General features: G+C 62.9%; 16 protein-coding genes and 3 pseudogenes. 11 read left to right on the forward strand and 8 right to left on the reverse strand.

What is annotated here, in order from left to right:
• Positions 1–36 precede the first annotated feature (36 nt).
• The gene (locus ACR2J1_RS07310) at positions 37–357 is read right to left on the reverse strand and encodes an accessory factor UbiK family protein (RefSeq protein ID WP_434018679.1); all 321 of its coding nucleotides are present in this window, start codon (positions 355–357) and stop codon (positions 37–39) included.
• Between the two features lie 161 nt (positions 358–518).
• Here ACR2J1_RS07310 and lgt point away from each other — a divergent pair, with 161 nt between their 5' ends.
• The 6 genes from lgt (at position 519) to ACR2J1_RS07340 (ending at position 6,048) form a co-directional block, all read left to right on the forward strand.
• Entirely contained in the window at positions 519–1,343 is an 825-nt protein-coding gene (lgt, locus tag ACR2J1_RS07315; RefSeq protein WP_434018680.1) for a prolipoprotein diacylglyceryl transferase, read from the forward strand.
• 15 nt (positions 1,344–1,358) lie between these two features.
• Positions 1,359–2,456 carry a class I SAM-dependent methyltransferase gene (locus tag ACR2J1_RS07320; RefSeq protein WP_434018681.1) on the forward strand — a complete coding sequence of 366 codons (1,098 nt, stop codon included), beginning with the start codon at positions 1,359–1,361 and terminating at the stop codon, positions 2,454–2,456.
• A gap of 47 nt (positions 2,457–2,503) precedes the next feature.
• Complete coding sequence (pgeF, locus tag ACR2J1_RS07325; RefSeq protein WP_434018694.1) at positions 2,504–3,271, forward strand: peptidoglycan editing factor PgeF; 768 nt, start codon at positions 2,504–2,506, stop codon at positions 3,269–3,271.
• Between the two features lie 152 nt (positions 3,272–3,423).
• A complete protein-coding gene (locus ACR2J1_RS07330) occupies positions 3,424–4,419 on the forward strand; it encodes a hypothetical protein (protein WP_434018682.1) in 996 nt (331 codons plus the stop codon).
• A gap of 126 nt (positions 4,420–4,545) precedes the next feature.
• Entirely contained in the window at positions 4,546–5,478 is a 933-nt protein-coding gene (locus ACR2J1_RS07335) for a ribose-phosphate pyrophosphokinase (RefSeq protein ID WP_434018683.1), read from the forward strand.
• Positions 5,479–5,613: 135 nt separating this feature from the next.
• Complete coding sequence (locus ACR2J1_RS07340; RefSeq protein ID WP_434018684.1) at positions 5,614–6,048, forward strand: GlcG/HbpS family heme-binding protein; 435 nt, start codon at positions 5,614–5,616, stop codon at positions 6,046–6,048.
• Here ACR2J1_RS07340 and ACR2J1_RS07345 read toward each other — a convergent pair.
• The 6 genes and pseudogenes from ACR2J1_RS07345 to ACR2J1_RS07370 all read right to left on the reverse strand — a co-directional run.
• Positions 6,045–7,123: pseudogene (locus ACR2J1_RS07345) on the reverse strand (sensor histidine kinase). The gene ACR2J1_RS07340 and the pseudogene ACR2J1_RS07345 sit on opposite strands and share 4 nt — an antisense overlap.
• Before the next feature lies 1 nt (position 7,124).
• Complete coding sequence (locus ACR2J1_RS07350) at positions 7,125–7,562, reverse strand: response regulator (RefSeq protein WP_434018685.1); 438 nt, start codon at positions 7,560–7,562, stop codon at positions 7,125–7,127.
• Complete coding sequence (locus tag ACR2J1_RS07355) at positions 7,559–9,061, reverse strand: sensor histidine kinase (protein ID WP_434018686.1); 1,503 nt, start codon at positions 9,059–9,061, stop codon at positions 7,559–7,561. The genes ACR2J1_RS07350 and ACR2J1_RS07355 overlap by 4 nt, the downstream gene beginning before the upstream one ends.
• 189 nt (positions 9,062–9,250) lie before the next feature.
• Positions 9,251–9,529 carry an alpha-hydroxy-acid oxidizing protein gene (locus ACR2J1_RS07360; protein WP_434018687.1) on the reverse strand — a complete coding sequence of 93 codons (279 nt, stop codon included), beginning with the start codon at positions 9,527–9,529 and terminating at the stop codon, positions 9,251–9,253.
• Positions 9,489–9,815 carry an alpha-hydroxy-acid oxidizing protein gene (locus ACR2J1_RS07365; protein ID WP_434018688.1) on the reverse strand — a complete coding sequence of 109 codons (327 nt, stop codon included), beginning with the start codon at positions 9,813–9,815 and terminating at the stop codon, positions 9,489–9,491. The genes ACR2J1_RS07360 and ACR2J1_RS07365 overlap by 41 nt, the downstream gene beginning before the upstream one ends.
• A gap of 38 nt (positions 9,816–9,853) precedes the next feature.
• Positions 9,854–10,337: pseudogene (locus tag ACR2J1_RS07370) on the reverse strand (alpha-hydroxy acid oxidase); the annotation flags it as partial.
• Between the two features lie 163 nt (positions 10,338–10,500).
• Here ACR2J1_RS07370 and ACR2J1_RS07375 point away from each other — a divergent pair.
• The 5 genes from ACR2J1_RS07375 to ychF all read left to right on the forward strand — a co-directional run bounded on the left by ACR2J1_RS07375 (position 10,501) and on the right by ychF (position 14,253).
• Positions 10,501–11,211, forward strand: a complete 711-nt coding sequence (locus ACR2J1_RS07375; protein ID WP_434018689.1) for a 2-dehydropantoate 2-reductase N-terminal domain-containing protein — start codon at positions 10,501–10,503, stop codon at positions 11,209–11,211.
• On the forward strand, positions 11,196–11,534 hold the full coding sequence (locus tag ACR2J1_RS07380; RefSeq protein WP_434018690.1) for a ketopantoate reductase C-terminal domain-containing protein: 339 nt from the start codon (positions 11,196–11,198) through the stop codon (positions 11,532–11,534). The genes ACR2J1_RS07375 and ACR2J1_RS07380 overlap by 16 nt, the downstream gene beginning before the upstream one ends.
• Before the next feature lie 165 nt (positions 11,535–11,699).
• Positions 11,700–12,392: a 50S ribosomal protein L25/general stress protein Ctc gene (locus ACR2J1_RS07385; protein ID WP_434018691.1), complete on the forward strand. Its 693-nt coding sequence runs from the start codon at positions 11,700–11,702 to the stop codon at positions 12,390–12,392.
• A 46-nt stretch (positions 12,393–12,438) separates the two neighbouring features.
• Positions 12,439–13,149, forward strand: a complete 711-nt coding sequence (pth, locus tag ACR2J1_RS07390; protein ID WP_434018692.1) for an aminoacyl-tRNA hydrolase — start codon at positions 12,439–12,441, stop codon at positions 13,147–13,149.
• 6 nt (positions 13,150–13,155) lie between these two features.
• Positions 13,156–14,253 (forward strand): redox-regulated ATPase YchF, encoded by a 1,098-nt coding sequence (gene ychF / locus ACR2J1_RS07395; protein WP_434018693.1) that lies wholly within the window; start codon positions 13,156–13,158, stop codon positions 14,251–14,253.
• A 4-nt stretch (positions 14,254–14,257) separates the two neighbouring features.
• On the opposite strand, the pseudogene ACR2J1_RS07400 reads toward ychF, so the two are convergent.
• Positions 14,258–14,499: pseudogene (locus ACR2J1_RS07400) on the reverse strand (hypothetical protein); the annotation flags it as partial.

The following is a 14,499-nucleotide window of genomic DNA, read 5'->3' on the forward strand; positions in this document are numbered from 1 at the left end:
TTGTGGATGGGTGCACGTCCCGCGCGTGAGGCGACGTCAGAATCCCCGCTTGCGCGTCTTGCGCCTGACGGGGCGCGATGGCGGCGGCGCCGCCTTCTCTGCTTCCATGTCCTCGATCACGGCTTCAAGTTGCAAAACCCGCAGCTTGAGCAAGTCGTTCTCCCCCCGCGCCTTCTGGGCCATCGCCTTGACGGCCTCGAATTCCTCGCGCTGAACGATGTCGAGCTCGCGCAGCATGCGCTCGGCCTGGCCCCGGACGATGGTCTCCACCTCCTTGCGCACGCCGTCCGCCGCACCGGCCGCATCGGTAATAAGTTTGCCGAGCTCATCGAAGAACCGGCCGGTGGTCTGCGTCATTTCAGTCATCCTCGTTAAGCGGCACGCGCTGCGGAAAGGACTATGGGACGCCGGCCGCGGTGATTCAAGCCGAGGCAACTCGCCGCATTCTTTGCCATGCCTTGACAGCCAAGCGCCTCCGGTGAAGGGTCGCGGCTCTTTCCGCCGGACCTCTCTGACGCATGCCCTTTCTCGCCATTCCCTATCCCATCATCGATCCCGTCGCGATCGCGATCGGCCCCGTCGCCGTGCGCTGGTATGGGCTGGCTTACATGGCCGGCATTCTGCTCGGCTGGCTGTATGCGCGCTATCTCGTGTCGCGGCCTGCTCTCTGGGGCGGAAAATCACCGATGACCGTCAGTCAGGCGGACGATTTTCTGCTCTGGATCACCCTCGGCATCGTCGTCGGCGGCAGGCTCGGTTTTGTCCTGTTTTATGAGCCGAGTTATTTCTGGCAGAACCCCGCGGAGATTCCGGCGGTCTGGAACGGCGGCATGGCCTTTCACGGCGGTCTTCTCGGCGTCGTCGCCGCCGTCTATATCTTCTCGCGCTTCAAGGGGATCAATTCTCTCTCCTTGGGCGATATCGCGTCGGCATGCACCCCGTTCGGTCTGTTCTTTGGCCGCATCGCCAATTTCATCAACGCCGAAGTGGTCGGCCGCACCAGCGACGTGCCCTGGGCGATGGTGTTCCCCGGGGCTGGCGACGAGCCGCGGCATCCGAGCCAGCTCTACGAGGCCGCGCTCGAGGGCGTTTTGCTCTTCATCATTTTGCGCATCGCCACGCACCGCTTCCACGCGCTGACCCGGCCCGGCACCGTGTTCGGCCTCTTCCTCATTTTCTACGGAATCTTCCGCAGCACGGCCGAGTTCTTTCGCGAGCCTCATCCCGGCCATCCTCTCGACATCGGCACTCTCACCCCGGGCATCGTCTACTCGATCCCGATGGTCCTGATCGGCGCCTGGTTGATCTGGCGGGCGCGGCAGCAGCCTGCCCTCCCGGCGTGATAGACTTGCGCCCCTATGAGCGCCGCCACCATCAAAGAGATCTCTCTCGCCGATCGACTCCGGCGACGGATTGCAGCCGAGGGGCCGATCCGGGTTTGCGACTTTATGGATGCCTGCAACGCGGATGCGCTCGGCGGTTACTATATGTCGCGCCAGCCAATCGGCGCTGAAGGCGACTTCATCACCGCACCGGAGGTCAGCCAGATCTTCGGCGAGCTGCTCGGACTTTGGTGCGTCGCCGTCTGGCAGTCCATGGGAGCGCCCACTTCTGTTACCGTCGCCGAGCTTGGGCCAGGGCGCGGGACGCTGCTGCGCGATGCCATTCGCGCATGGCGTGCGTCGCCTCAATTCCTGCAAAACGTATCGGTCGCTCTCGTCGAGACGAGTCCGACGTTGCGCCAGCGACAGACTGAAACACTTGCCGGCGTTCCGGTCCCGCTGCAATGGCACGCCAGCGTCAATGAGTTGACTGATGGGCCTTTGATCGTGCTCGCCAATGAGTTCATCGACGCCCTTCCGGTGCGGCAACTTATTCGGCGCGGCGAGACGTGGCATGAGCGACGGGTTGCGCTCGATCGCAACGGTGGCTTTATCTTTGTCGAAGGCGAGGCCGTCGCTGAGGAACATCTGCCGCCGTTGGCGGCACCAGCGGGAGACGGCGAAATACTCGAGACACGTGCCGCCGTTGCGAGCTTGATCGCAGAGCTATCTGCACGCGCAGAGAGAGCGCCGCTTGCCGCTTTGTTTATCGATTATGGCCATGTGGAAAGCGCTTGCGGAGATACGCTTCAGGCGGTGCAGCGCCATCGTTATGCCGACCCGCTCGAAAGTCCCGGGGACGCCGACCTGTCCGCCCATGTCGATTTCGCCGACCTCAAACGAGAAGCCGAAGCCCAGGGCTTGGTTGCGTACGGCCCCCTTCCCCAGGGAGAATTTCTGCTTAAGCTTGGTCTCGGTGCCCGGCGCGACCGCCTGCAGCAGGGAGCAACCGCAGAGCAAATGGCCGCAGTCATTTCTGGGGCAGCAAGACTGGCGGACCCGAGACAAATGGGCATCGTTCTTAAGGTCCTCGCACTCACGAGCGGCGCGCTCCCGCCGCCGCCGCCGTTCTAACCCGCTTCTGCAACCGTCCCGCGTCACCCATGGTCCCACCCGACAAGATGATGATTTACGCATCGAGCCTCGGCGCGGTCGATGGCATCAGCCACGGTTTTTTCACGCGGCTCGGCGGTGTGTCCGGCGGGATTTACGCCTCTTTGAATTGCGGTCCGGGATCGCGCGACGATCTTGGCAACGTGCAAGGCAACCGCGCCCGCGTCGCCGAGATCTTGGGAACGACTCAAGCGAACCTCCTGTCCGTCTATCAGAAGCACAGCGCGCGCGCCGTCCAAGCCGAGACGCCGTGGGAAGCCGATCAGAAACCGGAGGCCGATGCGATAGTGACCGCCACCCCCGGCATCGCGCTCGGGATTCTGACGGCCGATTGCGCGCCGGTCCTGTTCTGTGACCCGCAGGCCCGAGTCATCGGCGCCGCCCATGCGGGCTGGCAGGGTGCTCTTTTTGGCATCGTGGAGGCGACGGTCGACGCCATGGCCGAGCTGGGCGCTGACCAGGATCGCATCATTGCCGCCATCGGGCCGGCCATTTCCCAGAAGGCCTACGAGGTCGGCGCCGACTATCGCGATCGCTTTATGGCGGAGGACGCCATGAGCGAGGCGTTTTTCACAATCGACGAGGGCTCCGGCGAGCCGCATTTCGACCTTCCCGGCTATGTGGCCGAGCGACTGGCCCGTGCCGGCGTCGGCCATATTCACGACCTCGGACTCTGCACCTATTGCGACGAAACCCGCCTCTTCAGCTATCGCCGGTCGCAACATCACGGCGAAGATGATTATGGCCGCCAAATTTCCGCCATCCTGCTCACCTGACTTGCATTCACCATGACCGGGGGTCGCCTGGGCCGGTCCCATGCTTATCTGGACGCGGGCGGTTGGAGACAGTTAAGTTATTGTTTAGAAGAGGGTTGAGAGCCCCATCGCGAGGGTGTTGCGAGGGGTGCCGTGTGGCCAACAGAGGGAGTATGTTTTTGTTGGGCGCGAACCCATTACGCGTGTTCGGCGGGCGCGGTCATTTCGCCGTGCTTGTGGCTGTCGTATTTCTTACGATGGGTCTTGCCGGATGCGGCGGCGGCTCCGGAGGACCGAGTGGCGGTCTGCTCAGCGGCGGCACCAGCCTGTTCAACGGCTCCAAGCGCATGGGACTTGCACCGATCATTGGCGCTCCTGCAAACGTATCCCAGGACATGAGCCAGGCGCTGGTGGATGCGGGCAAGGATCGCAATCTCGTAATCGTACCGGGCGGAACCAAGGAGCCCTACACGCTGCGCGGCTATCTTGTAGCCACCGCCGAGCGCAAGGGCTCCAAAATTTCCTACATTTGGGACGTGACGGATGCCAAAGGCGGCCGTGTCGCCAGGGTCTCCGGCGACGAGGTCATCCCCACGCGCAAGGGCAGCGACCCCTGGGCGGGCGCGGACGCGGCGGTGCTGCGCAGCCTCGCCGGCAAGACGACCTCCCAACTTGCAGCAGCCATGTCGGGCGGCGGCGGCGGAAGGCCCGCAGCAACGGATCCCGCGCCGACTCCCGCATCCGCACCCTCCGCGCCGACTCCCGCATCCGCACCCTCCGCGCCGCCCCCACCTGTCGCAACGCCGCAGCCCCGCGGGCCCGTGCAAGCGCAGGTGCCTCCTGTGACCGGCGCCCCCGGCGACGGATCGCGATCCCTGACAACAGCCATCAAGAAGCGCCTCTATTCCGGGGGCGTTAAGCTTGCGAATGCGGGCGCAGGCAACGTTTATACCGTGAAAGGCATCGTCAGCCTCACTGCCGCCGGCGCCGGCAAGGAGAACATTCGCATCGATTGGCAGGTGATTGATTCGAGCGGCAAGCGGCTCGGCACAGTGTCGCAGCAGAACGTCATCCCTAAGGGCTCGCTCAACGGGCCTTGGGGTCCGATCGCAGATGCGGCGGCTGGTGCGGCCGCCGCCGGCATCATTAAGCTTCTGCCGCGCACCTAAAGCGGTTACATCCACACCCTGAAGTGCCGCGTGAGTTTACAGCGGCCATGGGCGCTTGTTAAAAGCCCTCGTGACGCTGGGCCGGCCTCAGCGAATTGCGAGTGTGTCTGTCCAGGAGCGGGTCAAATGAAATTGGTTGCCGCCAACAGCAACCGCCCTCTCGCCGAGGCGATCGCAAGCTACCTCGACACACCCTTATCCAAATGCATGGTGCGGCGCTTCGCCGACATGGAGATCTTCGTCGAGGTCGAGGAGAACGTGCGCGGCGAGGATGTCTTCGTCATCCAATCGACGTCGGCTCCCGCGAACGATCATTTGATGGAGCTGCTCATCATCATCGACGCCCTGAAGCGGGCGTCGGCGCGGCGCATCACGGCGGTGGTTCCCTATTTCGGTTATGCACGGCAGGATCGAAAGCCCGGCCCGCGCACACCGATCTCGGCCAAACTCGTCGCCAATATGATCGTGCGCGCCGGTGCCGATCGCCTGCTCACGCTCGATCTTCACGCCGGGCAAATTCAGGGCTTCTTTGATATCCCGACCGACAATCTCTTCGCCGCACCCGTCATGGTGCAGGATATCAAGCAGGTGCTTGGCACCGACAATCTCATGGTCGTGTCGCCCGATGTCGGCGGCGTCGTGCGTGCGCGCGGTCTCGCCAAGCGCATCGATGCGCCGCTCGCCATCGTGGACAAGCGCCGCGAGCGCCCCGGCGATTCCGAAGTGATGAACGTGATCGGCGACGTGTCCGGGCGCGTCTGCATTCTCGTCGATGACATCGTCGATTCCGGCGGCACTCTCGTGAATGCAGCGCAGGCCTTGCTCGAGCAAGGCGCGACGCTGGTGACCGGTTACATCACGCACGGCGTTCTTTCCGGCGGAGCGGTTGCGCGCATCGCCGGCTCGCCGCTGAAGGAGCTGGTGATCACAGATTCCATCATGCCGAGCGACGCGGTGAGGAACGCCCACAACATCCGCGTCATGCCGGTCGCGCCGCTGCTCGGCGAGGCGATCGCGCGCACCGCCGAGGAGAAATCCGTATCCAGCCTATTCTATTAAGCCGAAAACATCTCCCGGGTTGGTGCATTAACCGCCTTTCCCTGCCACCAATTTGCTGTTCGCGCGTTTAGGGATCGCACAGGGTCCTGTGCGACCGTCCCCCGACATTTCCGTCGTCAACATAAGAGGTGATCCATGCACATTAATTTGGAACATGCCGAGAAGGCCATTGCCGCCGCCCGCAAGAAGGCCGTCGAGCTCAAAACACAGATGTGCATCGCCATCGTGGATTCCGGCGCCAATCTGAAGGCCTTTGAGCGCATGGACGACGCCTGGGTCGGCTCCATCGATATTGCCATCAAGAAGGCGAAGACGGCGTGCTTCTTCGGCATGGCCACGGGTCTGCTTGGGAAGCTGTCACAGCCCGGCAAGCCGCTTTACGGCATCGAGCATTCCAATGACGGCCTCATCACTTTTCCAGGTGGCGTTCCGATCGTCGATGAGGACGGCGTGCTCGTGGGCGCCATCGGCGTCAGCGGCAGCGTCGTGGAAAACGACCATAAGGTCGCCGAAGCCGGTGTGAAGGTCTTGGGTGTGACCGAGCTGCCGGAACATCCCTGGCGGACTTAAGCCGGGATTTCGCTCTTCGCCGCGGCGGATGTTTCAGCTTCGACCAGCTGGAATGAGATGACCACCTTCGTGCCAGCGGCGTCGGTCGGCTGGCTGACTTCCGCGCCAAGCTTGTGGCCCATGGCATTGACGATGCGTGGCCAAGGCCTGTCGAGCTTGGCGTGGCATTGGGGTGCATGCCGATGCCGTCATCTTCTACGCTCAAGACGGCGTGCCGCCCGTTCACCCGCGCGAGGCCGATCCGGATGGGGCAGGTCGAATTGGGACAGGCATATTTGAGGGCGTAGAGAACGAGCTCGTTGACGATGACGCCGATCGCAATGGCTCTGTCGGGATGCAGCTTCAATGGTCAGTTGCGACAGGCCTTCCGCGGCGGACGAGCGGCGAAGATCTTCGACCAGCGCGGTCAGATACTGCTCGAGCGAGACGGACTGCACGTCCTACGACGTATAGAGCCCTCTTATGAACTTCCGCCACCGCAAGCACGCGGCTCATGGCGCCGAGCAGCGCGCTCTTGGTCTCGCCGCTCACCGCTGTTTCTGACTGCAGTTGGAGCATGGACGCGATCAGCTGTAAGCTGTTTCCGACCCGGTGGTTCACTTCCCGGAGCAGCACCGCCCTCTCCGTCGCCAATGCCTCGAAGCGGTCGCGGGATTCACGCACTTCCGTCTCGGCTTCTTCCTTCGCCAGCCGCAAGCGCTGGGCTGCCAGCGCATTCTCGACCGCAACCTTGAGGAGCGCGATAAAATGCCCCTCGATATCCTTCACGACATAGTCGGCGGCACCTGCCTTCAGGGCCGCGACGGCAATGCGGCTGTCCTGCGAGGCCGTGACGAACACGACGGGCGGCGGCACGTCCCGCGCCTTGATGCGCTCCAATGTTTGCAGCCCATCGAGGCCTGGCATGGTCTGGTCGCGCCACGGCGTTGATGCCGCCCCGCTCGAGCCGCGCCAAACCGCTCTCGCCGTCTGGCGCGAGTTCGCAGTCGCACTCCATGCGCTCCAGATCGCGTTGCACCAAGCGGCGCAAGCCAGCGTCGTCATCACATAGAGAGCGTAATCGCTGGTTCTGCATGTTAGGCCGCGGGGGGCACCTGAATCACCGAGAGGAACAGGCCGAGCTGCCGGATCGCGTGCGCGAACTTTTCGTAATCCACCGGCTTCGTGATGTAGACATTGCAACCGAGATCGTAGCAGCGCTGGATCTCCACGGCGTCGTCGGCGGTGGTGAGAACCACGACCGGGGACCGCTTCAGATGGTCGTTCTCCTTGACCCGTTTGAGAATGTCCACGCCGCTCATGTCCGGCAGGTTGAGATCGAGCAACACCAGAAGCGGATTGCCCTTATTGACCGTGCCGCTGCCATCCGCGCCTAGCAGGAAGCGCAGCGCCTCGCCTCCGCTTGCAAACGGCTTGATCTCATTGTTCACGCCCGCGCGACGAATGTTCTTTTCTATCAGCCGGGCATGGCCTTCATCGTCCTCGACCATGACGATGATTACCGGGTTAGTCATGCGGCGCTCCTCTCGCTTCGTGTCCTCCAATATTTCGGCAGCGCCACAATGAAGGTGCTGCCCTCTCCGAGCTCAGATTTCACATCCATACGGCCGCCAAGCCGCCGCACCAGGGTGCGGACATGGGCGAGCCCGATGCCCTCGCCGGGACGATCTTGCTGACCGGCACGCCGGAAGAGATCGAAGATGCGTTCATGATCCTTGCCGTCAATGCCGCGGCCATTGTCCTTCACTTCGAAAACAATCTGGAGGGGCGTTTCCTGAGCCGAGATCTCAATCTCGCCCGGAACGCCATCCTTGAGGTATTTCAGGGCGTTATCAACGAGGTTAGAGAAGACTTGCTCAAGCGCGAGCCGGTCGCTGTTGACCTGGGGCAAATCCCGCACCGTAATGGTCGTGCCGGTCTCGGCCGTTTGATGCGCCACCGTCGATATGATGCCGTCCAAAAGCTCGCTCATTTTGATGGTCTCGGGGTGGAACTCCCGGCGCCCCTCCCGCGAGAGCTTCAGCACCGCATTGATGAGCCGATCCATCTTGGTAATCGAGCTTTTGATGAATTGAATCGCCTCGGTGAACTCGCCCGCGAGTTCACCTTCGTCCTCTTGGATTTCCTCGTCTCCCGCGACGCCCCCACCCGAATCCCGCAGCGACTGAATGCGGCTAAGGGCATCGTCGCGCCAAGCTTCGAGTTCGGCCGTGAATCCCATGATGTTTACGAGCGGGGAGCGCAGGTCATGGCTGACGATATAGGCGAAGCGCTGGATTTCTTTGTTGGCCTCTTGCAGATCGGACGTGCGTTCCGAGACGATCTGCTCAAGATTTTGGTTCGTCTCAATGAGGCCCTGCTCGGCCTCGTCACGACGGCGATTGGAGCGCTGAACGGCGGTGACCGCCGCGATGCCGAGCAGCACGATCAGAATCGCACCGCCGATGGTCACGGCCAACAACAGCGTGGTGGTGCGCTCTGCCGCCGCCCCGCGCTGCGTGAGCAAGTCCTGCTCCTCTGCTGCCATGTTGGTGGCAAGAGTGCGGATTTGCTCCATGTTATCGCGACCCTCGATGTTGCGAACGATACGTTGCGCTTTTTCGAGGTCTTGGCCTTGCACGGCTTTGACGGCCTCCTCGAAGTCGGCGAGCCGCCTATCGAGGAGCGGGTCGAGTTCGCTCAGAACTCTTTGCTGACTGACGTTATCGGCCGTAAGGCGCCGCAACTTCTCAAACTCGGGCCGCACATTCTTCGCCGCGGCTTGATAATCGGAAAGATACTCCGCCTGCCCCGTGATGAAATAGGCCCGCTCGTGACTCTCGGCGCGCCGCAACTGGAGAAGGACCTCCGAGATCTGCTTCTCCACTTGGAGTGTGTGTGCAATCAAGTTGGCTTCGAGACGGGCTTGGTTGCTTAGAAACGCACCGGCGGTGCCGATCAGAACGAGGATGGCAAAACCGGCCCCGAGCAGAACAGACTGCGATTGCAGGAGTTTGGGGAGACGGATCTGCACGGCGTCCTCTACGGGTGACCGATGACGTCAGATATCGAAGGCAAGGCTGCGTGCCGACGTAGCGCGCGATAGGAACGCGCGAGTTGGACTGGTTGTGATCAGATTCAAGACGGATTGCACCCTGTTCCCCTGCCTTAAACGCGCAAATCCGCGAAAAGTTCACACTTTTCCTGGGGCTCTGCCAGGAGATCATGGCGCTATCACGACTTCTGGCGGAAGGTGGCTAACATCCGCAACGCCTGTGAGCGCCATAGCCGCATCGAGCTCCTGATTCAGGAGCTGCAATGCGGCCTCGACGCCTTTTTGGCCATAGGCCGCAAGGCCGTAGAGATAGGCGCGTCCGAGGAAGCAGGCTTTCGCCCCAAGGCCGAGCGCCTTCAAGACGTCAAGCCCGGACCGCACACCCCCGTCGAAGATCAGGTCGAAATCATCGGTTACGGCTTCCCGAATGGCAGGGAACGCCTTCACCGCCCGTCAACGCGCTATCAAGCTGCCGGCCGCTATGGTTGGAGACGACGATCGCGTCCGCGCCGAGCTTTACCGCGATTTTCGCATCGTCGGGGTCGAGAATGCCCTTTAGGACGAGCTTATGCGGCCAATGCTTGCGCACCCATTCGACATCGGCGAGCGAACCCGGGCCCTTGTGGTTGCGCTCGGCCCAAACCGAGATGTCGGCGAGTTCGGCGCTCCCCGGCACGAACATCGCCAGGTTCCCGATGGTGCGATGGCTGCGCCCATAGCCGATGGCCCCCACGGCTTGGCGACCATCTGCAATGCGAGCTTCAGCCGGACGCGGACCGGCACGATGAGCCCGTTTTCGAGATCGCGATTGCGCCGCCCCTGCACGCCGGCATCGAGCGTCAGCAGAACTTTGCAGCCCACTTGCGCGGCGCGTTCCAGGAGAGCCTTGTTCACCGCCTCGTCCTTGAAAAAATAGAGATGGAAGAAGAAGGGTTCGTGGACCGCAGCCGCGACCTGCTCCATCGAGCAACTGGCGAATGTGCTCAAGCAATACGGCACGCCGTAGGCCTCTGCCGCCTTTGCGGCATGGATCTCGCATTGCGGATAAATCAAGCCGGCAAAGCCGAATCGTTGAACGCTCTCCGGCGATCGTGCTGGCCTGCGCACGCGAGACCGCATTGCCGAAGACGCGCTGGCGCAGAAGCAGTGCTTCGAGGTCGGACCGGTTCGCCCGCAGCGTGACCTCGTCATAGGACCCGCCCTCGACATAGTCGAAAATCGCCCGGGGCAGCCTGCGCCGCGCCGCCTTCTGCAGGTCGCATGGTTCGCCAGCGGCGCCGACTTGGTCTGACGCCGGCTTTGCACCTCCGGGGTATCCAAGGAGACCGGTCGTTTCGCCTTGGCGTGTAACGTCCTGCTATCATCGTTCATCGTTTGCGCTTCTAGAAACCAGGGACGAAAGGAGCAAGACGGGCGGCATGGCCATGGATCTCAATTCGCGCATCGTTATAGCGGGAGCGGGCAGCATCGGCTGCTATTTGGGCGGCCGCCTTGCGCTGGCTGGCCGCAATGTCACGCTGTTGCTCCGCGAGACACTCGCCGCCCCCGTCACCGCACACGGTCTGCGCGTCTCCGGTCTGCATCAATCCGACCAGCTTTTGTCACCGGGGTCGCTCGCGGTCGCGACTGAAGCGAGCAACGCGTTTTCCGGCGCCGACATCATCGTCGTGACGGTGAAGTGCCGCCATACCGGAGAAATGGCCGATCTCATCGCGCGCCACGCCCCGCAAAGGCTGGTCGTCGTCAGCGCGCAGAATGGGCTCGATAATGTGCCGCTGCTTCAGGAACGCCTCGGGCAGGATCGCGAAGTCGTTGCCGCCATGATCCCGTTCAACGTCGTGCAAACACGAAAAGACGGTGAGGCGCCGCGCTTCCATCGCGCGACCGCAGGGACCGTGCAAATCGCCGATCGCGTCCCGGGCCTCGCCGGCCTCCTCGACGTTCCCGGGGCGTCCGTGACGGAGCATGTTGATATTGACGCCGTGCTCTGGGGCAAGCTTCTAATCAATCTCAACAACGCGCTGAATGCTCTGTCGGGTCTGCCGCTTAAGCAGGAACTCGGCGACCGACGCTGGGGCATGCTGCTGGCAAAGCAATGCATGAAGCGTTTCCAGTGCTCAGCGCGGTAAGGATTAAGGTCGCACCGGTCGAAGGCATCCCCCTGCGCCTCATTGCCCTCGCGCTGCGGCTCCCGGACTGGCTGTTCAAGCGCGCAGCACACAAGATGCTGGTCATGGATGCCTCGGCGCGCTCCTCGATGTTGGAGGATCTGAAGATGGGTCGCCTGACCGAGATCGACTGCATCCAAGGAGCCGTTATGCGACGAGCCGAGGCGCTGTGCCTTGATGTCCCCCTCACGCGACGCGTCATGCAACTGATCCGCGACGCGGAACGTGCAAGGCGCGGCTCCCCGGCTTTGAGCCCGAATCAGGTCGAGACCTGCGCCTCTTAGGGCATTTTGTACCGTCGCGAAGCCTGTTTTTCGGGGTAAACCCAATTGTCATCCGCCCGGCTTCGGGGCTATAAGCCTTGCAAGAATTCAGCCGCCGGCCTGAACAGGCGCGCACAACCTTTCGGGGCCGCTTTCCGGCCCCTCATTATTTCTGGTTTGGAGGCGATGATGGCCGAAGTTACGGAACTCAAGGCATGGGCGCGCGAGCGCTCCGGCAAAGGTGGCGCGCGCTCCGTGCGCCGCGACGGACGCATTCCCGGCGTCATCTATGGTGACAAGAAGAACCCGCAGCCCATTACGGTGGAATATGCGGCCATAGACCATCAACTCCATACCGGCCACTTTCAGAGCACGGTGTTCGTGCTCGATATGGACGGCGCCAAGACCCGCGTGATCCCGCGCGACGTGCAACTCGATCCCGTGCGCGACTTCCCGATCCATGTCGATTTCATGCGCCTCGGCAAGGATGCTCTAGTCAGCGTCGAGGTCCCGGTCCGCTTCTTGAACGAAGCCGCCTCGCCCGGCCTTAAGCGTGGCGGCATGCTCAACGTCGTCCGCCACGACATTCCGGTCCGCTGCCCGGCCGACGCCATTCCCGATCATTTCGACGTCGACCTGACGGGGTTGGAGATTGGCGACTCCATCCACATCTCTTCCATCACGCTTCCGGAGGGCGTGCGTCCGACCATTACCGATCGCGACTTCACGGTTGCGACGATCGCCGGCCGCACGGCAGATGAAGGCCCGACCGGCGCTGCCGCTGCCGTGCCTGGCGCGGAAGCCGCTGCCGCTCCTGCCGCCGCCGGTGAGGAGAAGGGCAAGGAAAAGAAGGACGAGAAGGCCAAGGAGAAGAAATAGTCTGCCCGGCAGGGTCGTTCGATCCTTTTAGCCTCATGGTGACGCGATGAAGCTGTTCGTCGGCCTCGGCAATCCGGGGGCGCAATACGCCTTCAACCGTCACAATGTCGGCTTCATGGCGGTCGACGCCATCGCGGCGGACTACGACTTTTCCCCCTGGCGCAAACGCTTTTCCGGCATGGCCACCGAAGGCAAGGTCGCGGGCGAGTCCGTCCTTATCCTGAAGCCCGGCACCTATATGAACGAGTCCGGACGTTCCGTGGGCGAAGCGTTGCGCTTCTATAAGCTCGAGCTCGACGACGCGGTCGTCTTCCACGATGAGCTCGACCTCGCGCCCGGCAAGGTCCGCGTGAAAACCGGCGGCGGCGTAGCGGGGCATAACGGCCTCAAGTCTCTCACCGCTCATATCGGCAACGACTATGTGCGCGTGCGGATCGGCATCGGCCATCCGGGTCGAAAGGATGCAGTTTCAGGCTACGTGCTGCACGATTTCGCCAAGGCTGATCATGCATGGCTGGAGCCCCTGCTCGGTGCCATCGCCGAAGCCGCTCCGCATCTCGCCGAGGGCGCCAGCGACAAGTTCCAGTCTATGGTCTCGCACAAGACCCAGTCGCATGAGGAAGACGCGCCGGCGCCGCGCAGCGAGAGCAAGCCAAGCAAGAAGGACGACAAGGATCAGCCCCCTGCAAATAAAAAGCCTGCCGCGAAAGACGGTCCGTTCGGAATGCTGCGCCGCTGGCTCAGCCAGGACGGCTGAACGCTGATGGGGTTCAAATGCGGCATCGTCGGCCTGCCCAATGTCGGCAAGTCCACTCTCTTCAATGCGCTGACGCAAAGCGCGGCCGCGGCGGCGGCGAACTATCCGTTCTGCACCATAGAGCCGAATGTCGGCGACGTGCCCGTTCCCGATCCGCGCCTTGATCGGCTCGCGAGCATCGCAAAGTCGGCGCAGACCATTCCGACCCGCCTCACCTTCGTCGACATCGCCGGCCTCGTGCGCGGCGCGTCGAAAGGCGAAGGCCTTGGCAATCAGTTCCTCGCCCATATTCGCGAGGTCGACGCCATCGCCTATGTGCTGCGCTGCTTCGAGGATCCGGACGTTGTCCATGTCGAGGGTCGTGTCGATCCGATCGAAGATGCCGAGACCATCGAGACCGAGCTGATGCTTGCCGATCTCGACAGCCTCGAGCGCCGCGTGCCGATCCTGGAGAAGAAGATCCGCGGCCAGGATAAGGACGCCAAGAAGACCCTCGAGCTTGTGCAGCGCATCCTGCCACTGCTCCAGGAAGGCAAGCCCACGCGCATGGCCGAGATCGCCGACGACGAGTGCGTGATTTTCAAGGGGCTCGGCCTTCTCACCTCCAAGCCCGTCGTCTATGTCTGCAATGTCGACGAGGCCTCAGCCGCCACCGGCAACGCACATTCGGCGCGCGTCGCCGAGCGTGCGGCGGAAGAAGGCGCCGGCGTCATCGTCATCTCCGCCAAGATCGAGGCGGAGCTGGCCGAACTCGATGCCGCCGAGCGCAAGACCTACCTCGCCGAGCTTGGACTGGAGGAGCCCGGCCTCAACCGGCTCATCCGCGAGGGCTACAAGCTGCTTGGCCTCATCACCTATTTCACCGCCGGCCCGAAGGAAGCGCGCGCCTGGACCGTGACGCAAGGCACGCGCGCGCCGCAAGCCGCGGGCGTGATCCACACCGATTTCCAGAAGGGCTTCATCCGCGCCGAGACGATCCCCTACGATGACTACGTCACACTCGGCGGCGAAGCCCCTGCGCGCGATGCCGGCAAGCTTAGGCTGGAAGGCAAGGAATACGTGGTCAGGGACGGCGACGTCCTGCACTTCCGCTTCGCGAATTGAGCGGTTAGGTTTCCGCCGTCGGTTTCTTCGGCGCTCGCGGCGTCTTCGGCTTGCGCGGCGGGGTGATAGCGCCAACGGCGGAAACGGTCGCAAGCGCACGCCTCGCGTCACTCGGCCTTCCAAGCGGCGGTGTGACGCCCATCGAGACATAGACATTCATGAGCCGCTCGACGCCGCCTTCCGCGGGCTTCACCCATTCCGCCGGCACATAGATCAGAGCCCCGCCGAACGGGACCGGCGCGGAGG

The sequence above is a fragment of the Methyloceanibacter sp. genome (assembly GCF_050999895.1).
Lineage (GTDB): Bacteria > Pseudomonadota > Alphaproteobacteria > Rhizobiales > Methyloligellaceae > Methyloceanibacter.